This is a genomic window from Polaromonas sp. P3_B4, assembly GCF_056402835.1.
Window position 1 is genome coordinate 280,050 of sequence record NZ_JBFUGQ010000001.1, and the last position, 20,183, is coordinate 300,232.

Genomic DNA, 20,183 nt, shown 5'->3' on the forward strand with positions numbered 1-20,183 from the left:
TTCTTCTCAGGATTTTTGAATGAGCCGTCGTCGTGTCGTCGTGACAGGTCTGGGTTGTGTCAGCCCGGTAGGTAATACCGTGGCTGAATCCTGGGCCAATCTGATTGCCGGTGTGCCCGGAATTGATCTGATCACGCAGTTTGATGCAAGCAACTTTGCCTGCAAATTTGCCGGTGAGGTCAAAGGCTTCAATATCGCGGATTACATTCCCGAAAAAGAAGCGCGGCACATGGATCGCTTCATTCATCTGGGTCTGGCTGCAGCTTTCCAGGCGGTGGCCGACAGCGGCTTGCCGACGGGCGAGGCGCTAGACGGCGAACTGGCGACCCGCATTGGCTGCAATATCGGTTCGGGCATCGGCGGTTTGCCGATGATCGAGCAAATGCATTCCGAGCTGGTCAATCGCGGCCCGCGCCGGGTGTCTCCGTTTTTTGTACCTGCCTCGATCATCAACATGATTTCCGGGCATGTATCCATCAAATTCGGCTTTAAAGGCCCCAACGTTGCGGTCGTAACGGCCTGCACGACCGGACTTCATGCCATCGGCCTGTCGGCGCGCATGATTGAATATGGCGATTGCGACGTGATGGTGGCCGGTGGCGCTGAGTCCTGCGTCTCTCCGCTGGGCGTAGGCGGCTTTGCCGCAGCGCGTGCCCTGTCCACCCGCAACGAAGACCCGAAAACAGCATCTCGCCCTTGGGACAAGGACCGTGATGGTTTTGTGCTGGGTGAGGGCGGCGGTGTGCTGGTTCTCGAAGAGTACGAGCATGCCAAAGCGCGCGGCGCCAGAATTTATGCTGAACTGACCGGGTTCGGCATGAGCGCAGACGCATATCACATGACAGCGCCCGATGTCGACGGACCGCGCCGCTCCATGGTCATGGCGTTGAAGAACGCAGGTGTCAATGCCGACGAAGTCCAGTACCTCAACGCGCATGGCACGTCCACACCGCTGGGCGACCTGAACGAGACAAACGCCGTCAAGGCTGCGTTCGGCAGCCACGCTAAAAACATGGTGGTCAGCTCGACCAAATCCATGACGGGTCACCTTTTGGGCGGCGCCGGCGGCATTGAGTCGGTGTTTACGGTGCTTTCGCTGTATCACCAGAAAATTCCGCCGACCATCAATATCTTCAACCAGGATCCCGAGTGCGACCTGGACTACTGTGCCAATACCGCGCGTGACGCAAAAATCGAGGTTGCCGTCAAAAACAATTTCGGGTTCGGCGGCACCAACGGTACGCTGGTCTTCAAGCGCGCCTGATTTCCCGGCTCACGCACGTCCAACAGCCTGCCTTGAGCCTGCACAACGCCCCGCCGGTTGTTTATCCGCTGGGGCGTTCGCGTTTTCTGGGTACTCTTTTGTTGGGTTTATGGCTGTCCGGGCTGCTTTTAGCCATGCTCTGGTATTTCAATGGAAACCGTCAGCTGGATTGGCGCATCGGCCTGGCACTTACTGCCGCGTTAGGCGCTGGTGTGGCAGCACATATTGGTTGGCGAAATTCTCCGGCGGGCCACTTGGCATGGGATGGCGAAGTGTGGCGCCGGGAGAGCCCGGGATACCAGGCGGGCGTCGCTGAATATGAGCTTTCAGTCCTTGCCGATTTTCAACACTATTTACTGCTTCGGCTTGAAAATTCTGCTCACGCACGGTTGTGGCTCTGGGTGGAGCGCGGCGTCATGCCGGAGCGATGGCTGGACCTGCGCCGCGCGGTCTACTCGCCGCACAAGTCGTCTTCCACCTTATCGCCGCATGATTTTCTGCCGGCAGAACCCGTGCCGGCTGTGGCAGTATCGGGGTCTATGCGCCCAGCTGAAGCCACGTCACAAAACCCATGAGCGCTGACCTGCCTCCGCCTCGACTGGAAAAAGCAACCGACAGCGATGCCATGCTGGTGGAGCGCACCGTTGCAGGCGACCAGAAGGCATATGAGCTGCTGGTCATCAAATACCAGCGGCGCATCCAGCGCCTGATAGGCCGTATGGTGCGCGATGTGGACCTGGTGGAAGATATCGCCCAGGAAACGTTCATCCGCGCCTACAGGGCCCTGGCGCAGTTCAGGGGCGAGGCCCAGTTCTACACATGGCTTTACCGGATTGCGGTGAATACCGCCAAAAAGGCCCTGATGGACCTTAAACGGGATCCAACCGTCTCTGAAAACTCCTTTAAATCGGGCCAAAGCGATGAAAGCGATGAAACTTCCCCGCTTGAAAACGAACTAACAAGCTCGGAAACGCCGGAAGCCGTGCTGGCCACCAAGGAAATTGCGGAAATCATCAATGCCGCCATGGAAGCCTTGCCTGAGGAGCTTCGCCAGGCCATTACCCTGCGTGAAATAGAAGGGCTGAGCTACGAAGAGATTTCAGAGGCGATGGATTGCCCCATCGGTACAGTGCGGTCACGTATTTTCAGGGCGCGCGAGGCAATTTCGCAGAAGGTGAAACCGTTGCTGGAAAACCAGAGCGGCAAGCGCTGGTGAAGTCGCAGCACCCAGGAGCCATCCATGAACCCACGAATCAGACCCCGTATTTTGAGCCTTTCAAAACGGCAGTTCCGCTGCCCACGAACATGATGAAACCGTCAATGCAAACCAGCGAACTCATGTCTGCCTTGGCCGATGGCCAATTGGACGGGGACGAACTTGTGGCTGCACTCGATGCCAGCCGGCGCGATGATTCAGCGGTCGCCGCCTGGGACGCCTATCACCTGATTGGCGATGCCTTGCGGTCGCCTGCGCTTCGGACCAAAGGGGCGGACATGGCCTTTTTGGCGCGCCTGAACCAGCGCCTTGCCCAGGAAACCCCGGCCGGTTCGAGTTTTCATCCTGCTGCTCCGGCTCTGGATGTTGTTCAGGTACCCGTGCAAGCAATGTCTCAACCGCATGGCGAAGCCGCCAATGACAGCGATTTCCGCTGGAAGCTGGTAGCAGGATTTGCCTCACTCGCCGCGGTGGCTGCCATTGCGTGGAATGCCTCTGGCTTGCTGGCATCCGGCTCGGCGCCGCAGCTTGCCCAGGCGCCACTGTCACAACAGGTGTTGGTTGCTTCGCCCCAAGGCCCAATGGTGCGGGATGCCCGGCTGGAGGAACTGCTGGCTGCGCACAAGCAGCTGGGGGGCACATCGGCCCTGCAGGAGCCCTCGGGCTTCTTGCGCAATGCCACCTTTGAAACGCCGCAAAATGCAGGACGCTGAGCGGGCGCCTGCTTGTCGCCGGGCTTTGGAAACTTCATGAAATTCAAGCTATTTCGCCTTCTAGCCCTTGCGGGATGTGCGCTGCCAGCTATGAATTTTGTAGCGGCACAGGTGCCGCCGCCGGCCCCTGCTGCGACGCCCATGGAATCCCGCAACATCAACGATTGGCTGATGCGCATGCACGAGGCTTCCAAAAAGCGCTCGTACATCGGCACCTTTGTCGTCTCTTCCGGTGGCGCCATGTCCAGTGCGAAGATTTGGCATGTTTGCGAGGGCGACCAGCAAATGGAGCGGGTAGAAACGCTGACGGGGGCACCGCGCTCGATTTTTCGCCATAACGACCAGGTGGTCACCTTCATGCCGGACCACAAGGTGGTTCGCAGTGAAAAGCGCGAGTCGCTGGGTATGTTCCCCCAGTTGCTGCAGTCAACCGATAACCGGATTGCCGACTATTACAAGGTCCGTCAGGAGGGTACCGAGCGTGTGGCGGGCGTCGAGGCCGATATCGTGCTGCTGGCGCCCAAAGACAATATGCGGTTTGGCTACCGGGTCTGGACAGAACAGAAGAAAGGCCTGGTCGTGAAGCTGCAGACGCTCGATACCGACGGCAAGGTCCTGGAACAGGCGGCATTTTCAGAATTGCAGCTTGATGCTCCGGTCAAAATGGACAAGCTCCTCCAGATGATGGGCAAGGTCGACGGTTACCGTGTGGAAAAGCCTGTTCTCATGAAGACCACGGCAAGCGCGGAAGGCTGGCTCCTGAAGGCGCCTGTGGCGGGCTTTAAACCCATGAGTTGCTACAAGCGGCCGGCGACGGCACTGGCGCCTGCCGGCACTGCGGCCGGTGAAGAGCCCCTGCAGTGGATTTTCTCGGATGGTTTGGCATCGGTGTCGATTTTTGTAGAACCGTTCGACCGCCAGCGCCACGGTCAGGAATCGAGCCTGTCGATGGGCGCCACCCAGACGATTACCCGGCAGCTCGACGCCTATTGGGTCACCGTGATGGGTGAAGTCCCCATGGGCACTTTGAAGCTTTTTGCGGGCGGGCTGGAGCGCAAGAAATAATATGCACTGGTGCTCCTGGTACTTTTCTCGGGGGCCACGTGCTGCAACAATTTTCTCCGGCGCCAGCCTTGGGTTGCCGCCGGGTGTGATTGCCGGATGACAACATTTATGACGAGGCTAATGATGCTTGAATTGAACTGGAAACCCCTGCGCTCCTGCCTGACGGCGGCCATCGTGGGAAGCACTGCGGTCCTGGCGGTGCTGCCGGTCGCGCCGGTCTGGGCGCAGAACCGCACATTGCCGGATTTCACGGACCTCGTGGAGCAGGTGGGTCCTTCGGTGGTCAATATCCGCACCCTGGAGAAAGCCAAGGCAGCGGCTTCCGGAAGTGCCGACGAACAGATGCTGGAATTCTTCAAGCGCTTTGGCATACCGATCCCCCCTAATATGCCCCGCGCACCCCGGCCGGACCGCAGCCCTCAGCCTGACGAAGATCAGCCACGCGGCGTCGGGTCGGGTTTCATCCTGACGGCCGACGGCTTTGTGATGACCAACGCGCATGTAGTCGAAGGCGCCGATGAAGTCATCGTCACGTTGACCGACAAGCGCGAATTCAAAGCCAAAATCATCGGTGCGGACAAGCGCAGTGACGTTGCCGTCGTCAAGATTGAGGCGACGGGGCTGCCCGCAGTGAAGATCGGCGACATCAACCGCCTCAAGGTCGGGGAATGGGTGATGGCCATCGGCTCGCCATTTGGCCTGGAAAACACCGTGACCGCAGGTATCGTGAGTGCCAAGCAGCGGGATACCGGCGACTACCTGCCGTTTATCCAGACCGACGTGGCCATCAACCCCGGCAACTCCGGCGGGCCCCTGATCAATATGCGCGGTGAGGTGGTTGGCATCAACAGCCAAATTTATTCGCGCTCCGGCGGCTTCCAGGGCATTTCCTTTTCCATTCCCATAGATGAGGCAGCGCGCGTGTCCGATCAGCTGCGCACGAGCGGCAAGGTCACGCGGGGCCGCATCGGTGTGCAGATCGACCAGGTCACCAAAGAGGTGGCGGAATCGATTGGCCTGGGCAAGGCCCAGGGCGCGCTGGTTAGGGGTGTCGAAAGCGGCGCACCCGCAGAAAAAGCGGGCATTGAGGCCGGCGACATCATCATCAAGTTCGACGGCAAGCCGATTGAAAAATCCAGCGACCTGCCGCGCATGGTCGGCAACGTGAAGCCGGGTACCAAGGCCGTGGTGACCGTCTTCAGGCGCGGCGCGAGCAAGGACCTTTCGGTCACGATTGGTGAGGTCGAGGCAGAAAAACCCGCGCGCAAGGCTTCGGCTGGCCCCGAACCCAAGCCCCCGGTAGCGGGTGCCGCACAGGCTTTGGGTCTGGCCGTGAGTGAAGTGCCCGACGCACAGAAGAAGGAGCTGAAGGTCAAAGGTGGCGTCAAGGTGGACACCGCCGAAGGGGCTGCTGCGCGGGCCGGCCTGAAAGAAGGCGACGTGATTGTGGCGATTGCCAACTCCGAAGTCACCAGCGTCAAGGAATTTGAAGCGGCCCTTGCCAAAATCGACAAGTCCAAAGCCATCAACGTGCTGTTCCGGCGGGGCGAGTGGGCGCAATACGCGCTGATCAGGCCATCTCGCTGAAGCGCTACCTTAGATCTCTTTCTCGCAGCGTCACAGCAAGAGCCGGGAGGCTGCCATTAACCCCCATACCCTGCCGGGCTATGGGGGTTTTTGATGTCTGGCGCGGAAATTTGGTGTTTCGCAAAAATATATTTTGCGAGGAGCCGGATCTCATTTTTTGTTAGTGATTGCTCACAATGAGGTGGTCCATGGACCGTTTTCGGTAGAATATGAGCTCCCGCCTGCGCTATTTCGATATATCGGAATGGCTAAAGACCCGGTTTCTCTCTTTATTTTGAGTAATACCGAACGCTCCACAGATCACCCACAAGTTGTCCAGAGACAAGCAGTATAAAATTGTGAATAAGTTGTGCATAAGATCCATGTTGCTAGCCTGCAACGACAAAAATATGGCCATTTCGGGACTGTTCGGCTCCGGCTTTTTGCCTACAATGAAGTTCCAACTATCGCAGTTGCCATAGATTGTTGGTTCAGGGCGCGTCGCTACTCGACGCGCCCTTTTTTATGGCCCTCGCGAATTCCATTCAATCTCTTCGCAATACTTTCAAGTACTTAGGCGTTCTCGTTGATGAATCACATCAGAAATTTTTCGATCATTGCCCACATTGATCACGGCAAATCCACGCTGGCTGACCGTCTCATCCAGCGCTGCGGCGGTTTGCAGGACAGAGAGATGAGTGCGCAGGTTCTGGATTCGATGGATATTGAAAAAGAGCGTGGGATAACCATCAAGGCGCAGACCGCTGCGCTCAAATACAAGGCACTCAACGGCGAGGTCTACAACCTCAATCTGATCGACACGCCGGGCCACGTCGACTTCTCTTATGAAGTGAGCCGCTCGCTGTCCGCATGCGAGGGTGCGCTGCTGGTGGTGGACGCCAGCCAGGGTGTGGAAGCGCAGACCGTCGCCAACTGCTACACCGCGCTGGACCTCGGTGTGGAAGTCGTGCCGGTGCTCAACAAGATGGACTTGCCGCAAGCCGACCCTGATAACGCCAAGCAGGAAATCGAAGAAGTGATCGGCATCGACGCGACCGATGCGATTCCCTGCAGTGCCAAGACGGGCATGGGCATCGATGAAATCCTGGAGGCCGTCGTTGCCAGGATTCCGCCGCCCAAAGGTAATCCAGGCGGCCCGTTGCGCGCCATGATCATTGACAGTTGGTACGACGCTTATGTGGGCGTCGTCATGCTGGTGCGTGTTGTGGACGGCCGGCTTGCCAAGGGTGACCGTATCAAGCTGATGGCCAGCGAGGCGATGTACAACGCCGAGCAATTAGGCGTCTTTACTCCGCATACCGAGCCTCGCCAGGCACTCGAATCCGGCGAGGTGGGTTTTGTCATCGCTGGCATCAAGGAGCTTCAGGCGGCGCGGGTCGGCGACACCGTGACCCTGATCAAGCCCGGGACAGGCGGCGCTGCCTTTACCGCCACCGAGGCTTTGCCCGGCTTCAAGGAAATCCAGCCTGCGGTGTTTGCCGGCCTGTATCCCTCAGAGGCCAGTGAATACGAATCCCTGCGCGATGCACTGGAAAAACTCAAGCTCAATGATGCGTCGCTGCACTATGAGCCGGAGGTCAGCGAGGCGCTGGGTTTCGGGTTTCGCTGCGGTTTCCTGGGGCTGCTGCACATGGAAATCGTCCAGGAGCGGCTCGAGCGGGAATTCGACCAGGACCTGATCACGACGGCTCCCAGTGTGGTCTATGAAGTTCTCCAATCCGACGGAACCCTCCTCAAGGTTGAAAATCCCTCCAAAATTCCCGACGGCGGAAAGGTTAACGAGATCCGCGAGCCCATTGTGACCGTGCACTTGTATATGCCGCAGGACTACGTGGGCGCCGTGATGACGCTGGCCAACCAGAAGCGCGGCATCCAGCTGAACATGGCCTACCACGGCAAACAGGTCATGCTGACCTATGAAATGCCGCTGGGCGAGATCGTGCTGGACTTCTTCGACAAGCTCAAGTCCGTCTCCCGCGGCTATGCGTCGATGGATTACGAATTCAAGGAGTTCCGGGCATCCGATGTGGTGAAGGTGGACATCCTGCTGAATGGCGAGAAGGTCGACGCGCTGTCCATCATCGTCCACCGCAGCCAGTCGGCCTACCGCGGCCGGGCGGTGGTGGCCAAAATGCGCGAGATCATTTCCCGGCAGCAATTCGATGTGGCCATCCAGGCGGCGATCGGGGCCAATATTATTGCGCGTGAGACAATCAAGGCGCTGCGCAAAAACGTGATCGCCAAGTGCTACGGCGGCGATATTTCACGCAAACGCAAGCTCCTTGAAAAACAAAAAGCGGGTAAAAAACGCATGAAACAAATCGGTTCCGTTGAAGTCCCCCAGGAAGCCTTCCTGGCCATTTTGCAGGTGGAAGATTGATGCGCGGCGCAATGAGCACGATCACGGCCGTGGTGCTGGCCGCATTTGTGGGTTATGGCGCTGCCTGGTACTTCGGCGTCGTGGACGGAAACTTCTCCCTGCTGCTGTTCCTGGCATCGGTGGTCACCGGGATTTACTGGCTGGCCGAGCGGTTTTACTTTTTGCCGCAGCGCTACCGCGCGGCGGCGGCATTCGAGGAAAGTGCTGCCAGGCGGCAGGCTGAGCTCGCCGGAAAAGGCATCAGCCAGGTCGACAACCATGTTGACGAAGCCAGAACCCGGCTCATCATGCAGCCCTGGTGGCTGGATTGGACCGCCGGCCTGTTCCCGGTGATCGTGGTGGTTTTCCTGTTGCGCTCCTTCCTGTTTGAGCCCTTCAAGATTCCTTCTGGCTCCATGATCCCGACCTTGCTCGTCAACGATCTGATCCTGGTCAATAAATTCCATTACGGCGTTCGCTTGCCGGTGCTCAATATCAAGGTACTGGACAACAACACCCCGCAGCGCGGTGATGTGATGGTGTTTCGCTACCCGCCAAAACCGAGCCTGGATTACATCAAACGGGTGGTGGGTGTGCCCGGGGATGAGGTGGCCTACCTGAACAAGAAGCTGACCATTAACGGCAAGCCTCTGGTCAAGACGCCTTTGCCCGACTTTTTTGACGAAGATATTTTGCGTTACGCCAAACAGTTCGAAGAGGTCAATGGGACAAAGAAATACCGCCTGCTGAATGACGACTCCCGGCGGGCCGGCCTCGATGAGCGGGAGGTCATGGACTTTCCTTTCAAGGAAAATTGCCGTTACAGTAGCGAAGGCGTTGTCTGCAAGGTGCCTGAGGGGCAGTATTTCATGATGGGCGATAACCGCGATAATTCGCTGGATTCCCGTTATTGGGGGTTTGTTCCCGATAAAAACATTGTCGGCAAGGCCTTTTTTGTCTGGATGAATTTCGGCAACCTCAAGCGTATCGGTTCTTTCGAGTAGCCGCTTTTTTGGCACACTTTGGTGTACCAGGGGCAATACGACAGGACTTCCTAGTCAGAGCAGGAGAAAAAATGAAACATCGTCAACGTGGCATTTCCTTTATTGGCCTTCTGTTTGTGGGCATCGTTCTTGTATGTGGTGGCATTTTGGCTGCCCAGGTTGCCCCGACGCTGATTGAATATCAGGCCATCCTCAAGGCCGCCGGAAAGGCGAGGGAAGGCAATACCGTGGCTGAGGCCAGAACTATCTTTGACAAGGCCGCCCAGATTGACGACATCAAGTCAATTACTGCCAAAGATATCGAAGTGACCAAAGAGGGTGACAAAACTGTGGTGTCTTTCGCCTATAACAAGGAAATCCACATGGCCGGCCCAGCTTATCTGCTGCTCAAGTACAACGGCCGTGCCAAGTAAGTGCGAGCGAGTGCTACCTCAAGTCCTGGTCTGCTGGCACTGCAAAAGCGCCTGCAGCATGATTTTTCCGACCCAAGGCTGCTCCAGCAAGCGCTGACGCACCGCAGCTTTTCAACCGACCATAACGAGCGTATCGAGTTTCTGGGCGATTCCGTCCTGAACCTGGCTGTCGCGGGGTTGCTCTACGAGCAACTGAGCACCCTGCCTGAGGGCGATCTTTCACGTGTGCGGGCTAACCTGGTCAAGCAGGACACCCTGCACAAACTTGCCGTCGTGCTTGGCTTGCCGGATCTGGTACGGCTGGGCGAAGGCGAGGCAAAATCAGGCGGACAGAAGCGGCCCTCCATCCTCGCCGATGCGCTGGAAGCTGTCATAGGCGCCGTTTACCTGGACGCCGGCTTTGAGGCGGCCAACCTGCTGGTGCGCCGGCTGTTCAAGGACGTGGAAATCAACCCCCAGATGCAGGCCATCGGCAAAGATCCGAAAACCGAATTGCAGGAGTGGTTGCAGGGGCGCAAAATGAACCTGCCGATTTATCGCGTGGTGGGTACCATGGGTGCGGCCCACAAGCAGACCTTCGATGTGGAATGCGAGATCACTGAATATGGCCGGGCCGAGCGCGGGATCGGCGGCTCCCGCCGGGCCGGCGAACAAGCCGCCGCCGCAGCCATGCTGATGTTTGTCAAGACACTGGATTCCTGACTCCGAGCCGGCAGCCGCCCGAAGGCCGCAGGCCAACACACCAAGATTATGAGTACAGGTAAAAAAGAACCGAAAAAACCGGTAGTTGCTGCGGCGACTCCCCCTGCAGTCGCGCCGAAAAAGCGTCAAGCCAAAGCCCCGGAAGCCGTGCAGCCGCCCGATGCGCTGGAAGCCATGCTGGCGCAGGCGCTGTCCTCGCGCGGCGCGGCCGTGCCCGCCGCTGCTGACACATCGTCCGCCGGCGAGCAGCGCTGTGGCCTGATCGCCATCGTCGGCAAGCCCAACGTGGGCAAGTCCACTCTGCTCAATGCCCTGGTGGGACAAAAGATCAGCATCACCTCGCGCAAGGCCCAGACCACGCGCCACCGCATCACCGGCATGCGCACGGTCAAGGCAACGCAGTATGTCTTCGTGGACACGCCGGGCTTCCAGACCCGGCACGGCAACGCGCTGAACCGCTCGCTGAACCGCACTGTGGTCGGCGCCGTCAATGATGTGGACCTGATTGTCTTTGTGGTGGAAGCCGGTCAATTCAACCAGGCCGACGCCAAGGTTCTGGCTCTGCTGCCCGAAAAGACACCCGCGATTTTGCTGGCTAACAAGTTTGATTTGATTCACCGCCGCGCCGAGATCGCGCCCTGGCTCAAGGAAATGCAGGAGCGGCACAATTTCGCCGAGTTCGTGCCGATGTCGGCCAACAACGCCAAGGACATCGAGCGCCTGTTCGGCATTTGCGAAAAATACCTGCCGGTCCAGCCCTGGATGTACGGTGCCGACGAATTGACCGACCGCAGCGATCGCTTCATGGCGGCGGAAATCATTCGCGAGAAGCTCTTTCGCCTCACGGGGGACGAACTTCCCTACACCTCAACGGTCATCATTGACCGGTATGAAGAAGAGGGCACCCTGCGCAAAATTGCCGCCACCATCGTGGTGGAGCGTGACGGCCACAAAGGCATGATCATTGGCGAGAAGGGTGAAAAGCTCAAACGCATCGGCACTGAAGCCCGGCATGAGCTTGAAACCCTCACGGGCGGCAAGGTGTTCCTGGAGATCTGGGTCAAGGTCCGTTCGGGTTGGGCCGACGATGAGGCCCGGGTCAAGACATTCGGGTATGAATGAGGCCCCCACGGTCGCTCACTGCGTGTAGCTCCCTGCCCCCCGAGGGGGCCGCTGCGCCTGCGGCCCGGCAAAGCCGGTTCCGCGGCCCCGGCTTGAAGGGGGAGTTCCCTCAGTTCTCGCTGCTGGTTTCCTGCCTGGCCTCCTGAACCACATGGCCACCAAGCGCATCGGCGATGAACCCGCCTACGTCCTGCACCGCTACGACTGGAGTGAGTCCAGCCTGATCCTGGAGGTGTTCACCCGTAAATATGGCCGGGTGGCTCTGGTGGCGCGGGGGGCGAAGAAGCCCAGCTCCAGCTTCCGGCCGATCTTGTTGCCTTTGCAGCCGCTGCATATCGCCTTTGGCGGCGATGCTGAAATCCGCACCCTGAAAAGCGCTGAGTGGCAGGGCGGCCACGTCATGCCCACGGGGGATGCATTGCTGTCGGGCTATTACCTCAACGAGCTCTTGATGCGCCTGATGGCGCGTGACGACCCGCATCCGGTGCTGTTTGACGCCTACGCCGCCACGGTGCAATTGATCGCCGCACAAAGTGCCGAAACCCTGCAGCTGGCGTTGCGCGCGTTTGAGCTGCGGCTGCTGCGCGACATCGGCCTTTTACCCCTGCTGGACGCCGAAACCGCCACGCTGGCGCCGCTCGATCCGGACACCCGCTATGTGCTGGTGCCAGAGGCGGGGCTCCGGCAAGCGCACGACGACGATCGCGTCAGCCTGCCCGGCGGGCAATGGCAGGCGCTGCAGCAGGCGCTGGGTGACGAGGCGCTGTTCTCTGACACGGTACGGGCCTGTATCCCCGGCTTCAATGAGCTTAAAACCCAGTTGCGCGGGCTGCTGCACTACCATTGCGGCGTCAAGGTCCTGAAAACCCGGCAGATGATGATGGACCTGCAAGCTTTCTAACGAGCAACCGCCATGAAACTCCTTTCGCCCGCTCCCCTCGTGTCCCATGTGTATGACAAGACCGCACTGTCGGTCAACGTCAACAAGGTCGCCCTGTTGCGAAATTCCCGCCACCTGGATATTCCTAGCGTGCGCCGTGCCGCCGAGCTGTGCCTGGAAGCTGGTGCACAGGGCATCACGGTGCACCCGCGGCCCGACGAGCGGCATATCCGCCGTGACGACGTCTTTGAACTCGCCGCGCTGATGAAGGACTGGCCAGACCGCGAATTCAACATCGAAGGCAACCCGTTCCAGAATCTGATGGGCTTTGTGCACGATCTGGCCGCCCGGGGCCTGCCGCTGCACCAATGCACCTTTGTGCCCGACAGCGAAGACCAGTTCACCAGCGACCACGGCTGGAATTTCCCCGAAGACGCTGAGCGCCTGCAGCCCCTGATAGAACAGGTGCATGACCGCCGTGTGCGGGTCAGTCTTTTCATGGACCCGATTCCCGAAGCCATGGCAGCGGCCAAGGCCGTGGGCGCCGACCGGGTGGAGTTTTATACCGAGACCTACGCGCGCGCCTGGGCAACTCCTGAAAAGGCCGAAGTTCTGGCGCGCTTTACCCGTGCGGGCCAGGCCGCTGCGGCAGCCGGCCTGGGCATCAACGCCGGCCACGACCTGAACCGCGACAACCTCACAGAGTTTGTGCGAGAAGTACCCAACGTGCTGGAGGTGTCGATAGGCCACGCTTTTGTTGCCGACGCCCTCGAGTTGGGTTACGCCGCGACCACCCGGCGTTACCTGCTTAGCATCACCCAGGCATTCGCCCCCGCATGATTGGAGCCCCCACGCTCCCCCACTGCGTGTGGGTCGCTGCCCCCCGAGGGGGCCGCCCGCCTGTGGCCCGGCAAAGCCGGTTCCACGGCTCGAGCTGGCCTGTTTTGTGTCACCTTACGGCAGCGACTGTGCGGGCAGAATGATCTACGGAATCGGTACTGACATCTGCGACGTGCGCCGCATCCGCGCCAGCCTTGAGAGGCATGGTGAACGGTTTGCCCGCAGGATTCTGAGCGACGGTGAACTTGCCACCTGGAAACACCGCAGCGCCCGCTGGCCCGACCGCGGCGTCAGCTACCTTGCCACCCGGTTTTCAGCCAAAGAAGCTTTCAGCAAGGCGATCGGCACCGGCATGCGGATGCCCATGACGTGGCGCAGCTGTGAAATCGCCAAGGCGCCCAGCGGCAAACCCGAGATCGTGCTGCACGGCACGCTCAAGGCCTGGTTTGAAGCCCGCCAGCTCACTGCCCATGTGTCCGTCACCGACGAAACCGATTACGCCGCCAGTTTTGTGGTTGTAGAGAAAAATAGCCCCTAGCGCCCGTCAATATTGCGCTAGCAGCTATCAATTTAATAGTATTTAATTCCTGATTTCAATCCCATGACCCAGCACGCTCCCCTCATCATCGACATCGCCGGCCTCACGCTGACCAAGGCCGACCGCCGGCGCCTCAAGCACCCATTGACCGGCGGGATCATCCTGTTTGGCCGCAACTGGCAAGACCGCCGGCAACTGAGCGCGCTCTGTGCTGAGATCAAGAGCATCCGGCCGGACTTGCTGATTTGCGTGGACCACGAAGGCGGGCGCGTGCAGCGCTTCAGGACGGATGGTTTTACCCACCTGCCGCCCATGCGCGCGCTGGGCTCGCTGTGGATGAAGGACCAGCTTGCGGCCACCAACGCCGCCACCGCCTGTGGCTACGTGCTGGGTGCCGAGTTGCGCGCTTGCGGCGTTGATTTCAGTTTCACGCCGGTGCTGGACCTCGATTGGGGTGAAAGCGGGGTCATCGGCGACCGCGCCTTTGGCCGCGACCCGCGCGTGGTCACGCTGCTGGCCAAAAGCCTGATGCACGGCCTGCTGCAGGCCGGTGTGGCCAATTGTGGCAAGCACTTCCCCGGCCATGGTTTCGTCAAGGCCGACTCCCATACCGACATCCCGGTCGACAAACGCAGCCTGAAGGCCATTCTGGCCGACGACGCCGCGCCTTATGAGTGGCTGAACACCACGCTCACCAGCGTGATGCCGGCGCATGTGATCTACCCCAAGGTGGACGCCAGGCCGGCAGGTTTTTCGGAAAAGTGGCTGACCTACATCCTGCGCGGCCAGCTGGGTTTTGGCGGCGCGATTTTCAGCGACGACCTGAGCATGGCCGGCGCACGCCTCATTGACGGCAAGGAAGTCAGCTACACCGAGGCTGCTGTCACGGCGCTTAACGCCGGCTGCGACATGGTCCTGCTGTGCAACCAGTCGGTGGGGGAGGGCAAACCGGTGGACGAACTGCTGGACGGCATGGCCGAGGCGCTGCTCAAGGGCCAGTGGGAAGCGCTGGAGTCCAGCGAGCTGCGCCGGCTGGACCTGCTGCCCGCCATCCCAGCCCACGAATGGGACGAACTGATGCTGCACCCTGCCTACATGCACGCGATGGGACTGATTCCCTGAGATGCGTTTGCCGGAGATGCTATTAAATAAATAGCTGTTGGCGCAAGACTGTATTGGGTCTCAGGCATTTTTCTTGTAAATTTGACCGATTCGGGACCCGCGCGGGCGGCTGTGACCACACCGCAGTGGGGTCAGGCTGAAGGCCACTCCAGCCGGCCCACCGCATCCATATGCGTCAGGTACACCCGCAGGTCAAATTCATACTGGTGGTAGCGCGGCTCCATATGGGTGCAGAGCTGGTAAAAAGCCTTGTCGTGCGCTTTTTCCTTGATGTGGGCCAGCTCGTGCACCGCAATCATCCGCAAAAACTCTTCCGGCACTTCCCTGAACAGCGTGGCCACCCGGATTTCACGCTTGGCTTTGAGTTTGCTGCCCTGGACCCTGGAAACGGTGGTGTGTGTGCCCAGCGCATGGGCAATCACGTGCAGCTTGCTGTCAAACGCGACTTTGGAGAGTGGCTCCGAGCTGCGTAAAAACTCGCTTTTGAGCCCCATCACGTAGTCGTACAGGGCCTTGTCCGTCCGCACGCCATGGGCAAGGGGGTATTTGGCGAGCAGCACCTCACCCAGCCGGCCTTGCGCCAGCAACTGCTGCACCTGGGTCTGCAGACTGTCGGGGTAGCCGAGAAGGTATTTGAGTGGCATATGGTTCACCCCCGTCCAGGCTCACTGCGTGTAGCCTGTTCCCCCTCAAGGGGGCGGCGCCAGCGGTCTGGCAAAGCCAGTCCCGCGGCCCCTGCTGGTGTGGAATCGCGTATGGCGAAGTGCGCGATCGTGGGCTAAACCTCACGTCGCAGCGCGGGGAACAGAATCACATCGCGGATGCTGGGGCTGTCGGTCAGCAGCATCATCAGCCGGTCTATGCCGACGCCGCAGCCGCCGGTCGGCGGCATGCCGTATTCCAGCGCGCGGATGAAGTCGTGGTCATAAAACATGGCTTCGTCGTCACCGCTGTCCTTGGCGGCTACCTGGGCGTTAAAGCGCGCGGCCTGCTCTTCAGCGTCGTTCAGCTCACTGAAACCATTGCCGAATTCGCGGCCGGTGATGTAGAGCTCAAAGCGCTCTGTCACCTCAGGGCGGCTGTCATTGGCGCGGGCCAGGGGGGAGATTTCGGTCGGGTGCTCCATGATGAAGGTCGGTTGCCAGAGCTTTTCTTCGACCAGCTCTTCGAAATACAGCACCTGCAGGCCGGCCAGGGAGCGTGTAGACAGACGGTCTTTTTCCTCGTTCATGCCCAGCTTGCGCAGCGCATTCGTCAGCCACACGGTGTCATCGACGTTGTTGCCGGCTTCGGTGTGCTTGAGGATGGCTTCGCGAATGGTCAGGCGGGCAAAGGGTTTGGCGAGGTCGACTTTTTCTTCCTTGCCGCCGTAGCTCAGCTGTAGCGTGCCCACGGCTTTCTGGGCTGCGTCGCGAATCAATGCTTCGGTGAAGTCCATCAGGTCGTTGTAGTCCCAGTAGGCCGCGTAGAACTCCATCATGGTGAATTCAGGGTTGTGCCGTACCGAGATGCCCTCGTTGCGGTAGCTGCGGTTGATCTCGAAGACGCGGTCAAAACCGCCGACGATCAGGCGCTTGAGGTAAAGCTCCGGCGCGATGCGCAGGAACATTTCCTGGTCCAGCGCGTTGTGGTGCGTCTTGAACGGCTTGGCATTGGCACCGCCCGGGATGGGGTGCAGCATCGGCGTCTCGACTTCCAGGAAGTCGTGGCCGACCATGAATTCACGGATAGAGCTGACGGCCTTGCTGCGGGCGGTGAAACGCTTGCGTGCCTGCTCGTCGGTGATCAGGTCCACATAACGCTGGCGGTATTTCTGCTCCTGGTCGGCCATGCCATAAAAATCTCCAGGAAGGGGGCGTAGGCTCTTGGTCAGCAGGCGCACGCTGGTGGCGTGGATGGATAACTCGCCGGTCTTGGTCTTGAAGACCTTGCCTTCTGCCGCGACGATGTCACCCAGGTCCCAATGCTTGAAAGCGGCATAGAGCTCTTCGCCTATTTCGTCGCGCGTGAGGAAAATCTGGATACGCCCGGTGCTGTCCTGCAGGGTGGCAAAACTCGCCTTCCCCATGACACGCTTGAGCATCATGCGGCCGGAGATTTTCGCGGGAACCGCCTCGGCGGCCAGCGCCTCGCCATCCTTGCCGCCGTGCATGGCGTGCAGCTTGCCCGCGTGGTCGGACGGCTTGAAGTCGTTCGGGAACGCAATCCCCTGGCTCCGGATGGCCTTGAGCTTTTCGCGGCGTTCCGCGATCAGCTTGTTTTCGTCTTGGGCGGGGGGCAAGGTGTTGTTATCGGACATGGTCAGAAGTGTGAAAACGATCGGGGCGCCGCTATCAGGCCGGTTTTGTGGCTGTGCGGATAAAGCGCCAAACCGTTGATTTTAGTTTTTTAAGTGGCTGGTTTCCCCATTCAGGGCCGGCTGCCCCTATTTAAGCCTTGATAATCCCGCCTATGTACCTGCGCGCCGGCGTTTTTTCCCTGGGTTTGCTCATGGCCAGCCGCCTGCTCGGCCTCCTGCGGGAATCGGCCCAGGCCGCTGCTTTTGGCGCCACCGGACTTGGCGACGCGGTGATTGTGATGTTCACCCTGCCGGACTTGCTGGTCGGCATATTGTTCAGCGGCGCCCTGGGTTACGTGTTGTTGCCGGAATGGGCGCGCCAAACGCCTGCGCAACAGGATGCCAGCCAGAAAAAAGTCGCACGGGCGCTGCTCGGCACTGGTCTTGTGCTGGCTTTGCTGATCTGGTTACTTCGGGGGGCGCTGTCCCATGCGCTTGCACCTGGCCTGCGGGGCGACATGGCCATCCTTGGCCGCGACTCGCTGGCCTGGAGCGCCGCCGTGCTGCCGCTGGCCATGCTGGCCGCGCTCTGGGTAACGCGGTTGCAGCATGAACGGGATTTCGTAGGCATGTACAGCGGTAATCTCGTGGTCAACCTGCTGCTGGTTTTTGCGCTGTTCCTGGCGCCGCAAAACAGCGGAGATCGAACTGTCTTTATCCTGGGCTGCTTCCTTGTGCTGGCGATGGTCGCGCGCCTCGGCTGGCTGGGCTGGCGGCTTCCGCAGGCTGCGCCGACTGATCCGGCGGCGATGGCTATGCCGGCCCCGCCTGCTGCGGGCATATGGATATGGGCCGGCCTGTCTTCGGGCCTGCTGCTGCTGTTGCCCCTGATGGGGCGCAGCCTGGCGTCCCAGGCCGGGGAGGGGGCCCTCGCAGACTTTAATTACGCCTGGAAGCTGGTGGAGTTGCCGCTGGTGCTCGCGGTGCAGCTCGTGGCCAGCCTGGCTTTTCCGGCAATCACCCGCACCCAAGCGGGCTCTGCGGAACGCGACAGGGCTTTGCAAATTGCCTTTCTCCTGGCCTGGGCCCTGGCTTGCGCAGCGATTGCCGTGGTGGGCAGCTTTTCGCTGCCGCTTGCTCAACTGCTGTTTGGCTGGGGCCGCATGGATGCCGGGCATCTGGAAGTTATTGCGCGCTGGGGGGCCATCGGTATCTGGTCACTGCTGCCACAGGCTTTGATCGCCGTATTGCTGACAGTCATGGCTGCATCGGGGCATATGCACCGCGCGGTCTGGGCTTATGTCGCCGGCCTGGCTGCGCTCGCCGTTGCAGCTTGGTCCGGGCTTGCCGGAGGCGCGCTTGTGATGGGTGCGCTCAATGCTGTATTGGCTGGCATCACCCTCGCCATGTTGTTTGCCGAGCGCGAGCAGCTTCACCGGGCGCTGCCGTGGCGTGCCATGCTTGCCCCATTGGCCGCTTGCCTGCTTCTGGTAGCGGCCAGTCGCTGGTTTGGCCGCTGGAATTTTCTGCCCAGCGCGCTGGCAGCCAGTTTTTTTGCGGTAGTGGTGTTGGCCAGCGCGCTGCTGGCCAGCCCTTTGCTGCGCAGTTTTCTGGGCCGCCAGCCGTTGGCCGTGCCGCAGGCCGGCGGGCAATAATGGCTTATTCCTCTTTCGTCCCATGATTGACTTACTGACCATTACCAACCAGCCAGAGCTGGCGAAACGCTGTGACCGGATGCCGGCCATGCGGCTGTTTGTCGATCTTGAGCGCAATGGCAAGGCCGAGCGCCAGGCCGGGCGCAACACTTTCATCAGTACGCACCAGATTGACGATGTGGGCCGTGTCAAGGCAGTTTTACGGCACTCGCGTCTCATGGTCCGCGTCAATCCATACCGGCTCGATCAGCCAGCTGCAGCCCGTGCGGAGGTCGATGCTGTGCTTGCGCAAGGGGCCGACCTGCTGATGCTTCCGATGTTTTCGACCGCGCAGGAATTGCGGAGCTTCTGCGAAATCGTCGATGGCCGTGTGCCGGTAGTGCCCCTGCTCGAAACCGTGGGTGCGCTCGAATCACTCGAGCAATGGCTGGACACGCCGGGGCTTGGAGAGGTCTTCGTCGGCCTGAATGACCTGCACTTGGCGATGGGCTGCCGCTTCATGTTCGAGCCGTTGGCCCAGGGCCATGTTGACCGCGTAGCGGCAGCGGCAAGGCGGCGAGGTTTACCGATGGGCTTTGGCGGGATCGCCCGCGCAGACGAGGGCTCACTTCCCGGCCGCGATGTTATGGGTGAGCATTTGCGCCTGGGTTCGCAGGCGGTGATTCTTTCGCGGACTTTCAACCGGCCCGATGGTGAACAGTCGTTCGAGGCGGCGGTGGAAGCGCTTCGCGAGGCCGAGTCCGGACTCGCGAAGCGTAGCGCGGCACAAATTGATGCCGACCGCATACGCGTGGCCGCGTTGATCGGCCAGCTCGCGCAGACGGCAAGGCCCGCATGAAACGCCTGATGGACATGGCACTGTCGTTTATGGCGCTACTGCTGCTGTCGCCATTGCTGCTGCTGGCAGCCCTTGTGATCGGATTCGATAGCGGTTTCCCGGTTTTCTTTCGTCAGACGCGGATCGGAAAAAATGGCAGGGAATTTGACATGTACAAATTTCGCAGCATGGTCAGAAATGCCCCGGGGCTCGGACCACATTTCACCGCGAACAACGATCCGCGTATTACACGGGCGGGCCGCTGGATCCGGCGAACCAGCATTGACGAGCTGCCTCAATTGATCAATGTGCTGCGAGGTGACATGAGCCTGGTCGGCCCGAGGCCGCATGTGCCGGCCGAGCGGTCCCTGTATACAGCCGCCGAATGGGAAAGCCGCTGCAGCGTGTTGCCCGGAATCACCGGCCTGGCGCAGATCAGCGGGCGTTCGGACATCTCGTTTGAGCAACAGTGCGCCCTTGACCAGCAATATGTCCAGGAGAATTCATGCTGGCTCGATATCCGGATTCTCTGGGGAACGGTACGCCAACTCGGCGGTAAACATGCCAATTGAGGGGACATGGTTGTCCGCTTCAGCAGGGGCCGGACC

General features: G+C 60.1%; 20 protein-coding genes. 18 read left to right on the forward strand and 2 right to left on the reverse strand.

Annotated elements, in window-relative coordinates; translation table 11 throughout:
• Positions 1 to 19: 19 nt before the first annotated feature.
• The 15 genes from fabF (at position 20) to nagZ (ending at position 14,825) form a co-directional block, all read left to right on the forward strand.
• Positions 20 to 1,264 carry a beta-ketoacyl-ACP synthase II gene (gene fabF / locus AC1DVV_RS01275; RefSeq protein ID WP_457279384.1) on the forward strand — a complete coding sequence of 415 codons (1,245 nt, stop codon included), beginning with the start codon at positions 20 to 22 and terminating at the stop codon, positions 1,262 to 1,264.
• A gap of 32 nt (positions 1,265 to 1,296) precedes the next feature.
• On the forward strand, positions 1,297 to 1,839 hold the full coding sequence (locus tag AC1DVV_RS01280; RefSeq protein ID WP_477666239.1) for a hypothetical protein: 543 nt from the start codon (positions 1,297 to 1,299) through the stop codon (positions 1,837 to 1,839).
• Positions 1,836 to 2,480 (forward strand): RNA polymerase sigma factor RpoE, encoded by a 645-nt coding sequence (rpoE, locus tag AC1DVV_RS01285; protein WP_477666240.1) that lies wholly within the window; start codon positions 1,836 to 1,838, stop codon positions 2,478 to 2,480. Before AC1DVV_RS01280 ends, rpoE begins: the two co-directional genes overlap by 4 nt.
• A 92-nt stretch (positions 2,481 to 2,572) precedes the next feature.
• On the forward strand, positions 2,573 to 3,193 hold the full coding sequence (locus AC1DVV_RS01290; protein WP_477689129.1) for a sigma-E factor negative regulatory protein: 621 nt from the start codon (positions 2,573 to 2,575) through the stop codon (positions 3,191 to 3,193).
• 36 nt (positions 3,194 to 3,229) lie between these two features.
• Positions 3,230 to 4,258: a MucB/RseB C-terminal domain-containing protein gene (locus AC1DVV_RS01295; protein ID WP_457279380.1), complete on the forward strand. Its 1,029-nt coding sequence runs from the start codon at positions 3,230 to 3,232 to the stop codon at positions 4,256 to 4,258.
• Between the two features lie 123 nt (positions 4,259 to 4,381).
• Positions 4,382 to 5,845 carry a DegQ family serine endoprotease gene (locus AC1DVV_RS01300; RefSeq protein ID WP_477666242.1) on the forward strand — a complete coding sequence of 488 codons (1,464 nt, stop codon included), beginning with the start codon at positions 4,382 to 4,384 and terminating at the stop codon, positions 5,843 to 5,845.
• 568 nt (positions 5,846 to 6,413) lie between these two features.
• Positions 6,414 to 8,225, forward strand: a complete 1,812-nt coding sequence (gene lepA, locus AC1DVV_RS01305) for a translation elongation factor 4 (protein ID WP_457279378.1) — start codon at positions 6,414 to 6,416, stop codon at positions 8,223 to 8,225.
• Positions 8,226 to 8,236: 11 nt separating this feature from the next.
• The gene (gene lepB, locus AC1DVV_RS01310) at positions 8,237 to 9,208 is read left to right on the forward strand and encodes a signal peptidase I (RefSeq protein WP_457279377.1); all 972 of its coding nucleotides are present in this window, start codon (positions 8,237 to 8,239) and stop codon (positions 9,206 to 9,208) included.
• 71 nt (positions 9,209 to 9,279) lie between these two features.
• Complete coding sequence (locus AC1DVV_RS01315; RefSeq protein WP_457279376.1) at positions 9,280 to 9,621, forward strand: DUF4845 domain-containing protein; 342 nt, start codon at positions 9,280 to 9,282, stop codon at positions 9,619 to 9,621.
• Entirely contained in the window at positions 9,622 to 10,323 is a 702-nt protein-coding gene (gene rnc / locus AC1DVV_RS01320) for a ribonuclease III (RefSeq protein ID WP_457279375.1), read from the forward strand.
• A gap of 174 nt (positions 10,324 to 10,497) precedes the next feature.
• Positions 10,498 to 11,445: a GTPase Era gene (era, locus tag AC1DVV_RS01325; RefSeq protein ID WP_457279798.1), complete on the forward strand. Its 948-nt coding sequence runs from the start codon at positions 10,498 to 10,500 to the stop codon at positions 11,443 to 11,445.
• A 151-nt stretch (positions 11,446 to 11,596) separates the two neighbouring features.
• Positions 11,597 to 12,346 (forward strand): DNA repair protein RecO, encoded by a 750-nt coding sequence (gene recO, locus AC1DVV_RS01330; protein WP_457279374.1) that lies wholly within the window; start codon positions 11,597 to 11,599, stop codon positions 12,344 to 12,346.
• A gap of 12 nt (positions 12,347 to 12,358) precedes the next feature.
• Positions 12,359 to 13,165, forward strand: coding sequence for a pyridoxine 5'-phosphate synthase (locus AC1DVV_RS01335; protein WP_457279373.1), 807 nt, complete (start codon positions 12,359 to 12,361; stop codon positions 13,163 to 13,165).
• 139 nt (positions 13,166 to 13,304) lie between these two features.
• A complete protein-coding gene (gene acpS, locus AC1DVV_RS01340) occupies positions 13,305 to 13,703 on the forward strand; it encodes a holo-ACP synthase (RefSeq protein WP_457279372.1) in 399 nt (132 codons plus the stop codon).
• A gap of 63 nt (positions 13,704 to 13,766) precedes the next feature.
• Positions 13,767 to 14,825, forward strand: a complete 1,059-nt coding sequence (gene nagZ, locus AC1DVV_RS01345) for a beta-N-acetylhexosaminidase (protein WP_457279371.1) — start codon at positions 13,767 to 13,769, stop codon at positions 14,823 to 14,825.
• 131 nt (positions 14,826 to 14,956) lie between these two features.
• Here the strand turns inward: nagZ and AC1DVV_RS01350 are convergent, their stop codons facing one another.
• Both AC1DVV_RS01350 and lysS read right to left on the reverse strand, forming a co-directional pair.
• Positions 14,957 to 15,469, reverse strand: a complete 513-nt coding sequence (locus AC1DVV_RS01350; protein ID WP_457279370.1) for a YgjP-like metallopeptidase domain-containing protein — start codon at positions 15,467 to 15,469, stop codon at positions 14,957 to 14,959.
• Between the two features lie 134 nt (positions 15,470 to 15,603).
• Complete coding sequence (gene lysS / locus AC1DVV_RS01355; RefSeq protein WP_457279369.1) at positions 15,604 to 17,124, reverse strand: lysine--tRNA ligase; 1,521 nt, start codon at positions 17,122 to 17,124, stop codon at positions 15,604 to 15,606.
• A 152-nt stretch (positions 17,125 to 17,276) separates the two neighbouring features.
• On the opposite strand from lysS, the gene AC1DVV_RS01360 reads away from it, so the two are divergent.
• Genes AC1DVV_RS01360 through AC1DVV_RS01370 form a run of 3 tightly spaced genes read left to right on the forward strand, consistent with a single transcriptional unit; the run spans position 17,277 to position 20,147 of the window.
• Positions 17,277 to 18,758 (forward strand): lipid II flippase MurJ, encoded by a 1,482-nt coding sequence (locus tag AC1DVV_RS01360; RefSeq protein ID WP_457279368.1) that lies wholly within the window; start codon positions 17,277 to 17,279, stop codon positions 18,756 to 18,758.
• Positions 18,759 to 18,780: 22 nt separating this feature from the next.
• Positions 18,781 to 19,596, forward strand: coding sequence for an aldolase/citrate lyase family protein (locus tag AC1DVV_RS01365; protein ID WP_457279367.1), 816 nt, complete (start codon positions 18,781 to 18,783; stop codon positions 19,594 to 19,596).
• The gene (locus AC1DVV_RS01370) at positions 19,593 to 20,147 is read left to right on the forward strand and encodes a sugar transferase (RefSeq protein ID WP_457279366.1); all 555 of its coding nucleotides are present in this window, start codon (positions 19,593 to 19,595) and stop codon (positions 20,145 to 20,147) included. The genes AC1DVV_RS01365 and AC1DVV_RS01370 overlap by 4 nt, the downstream gene beginning before the upstream one ends.
• The last annotated feature ends 36 nt before the right edge of the window (positions 20,148 to 20,183 follow it).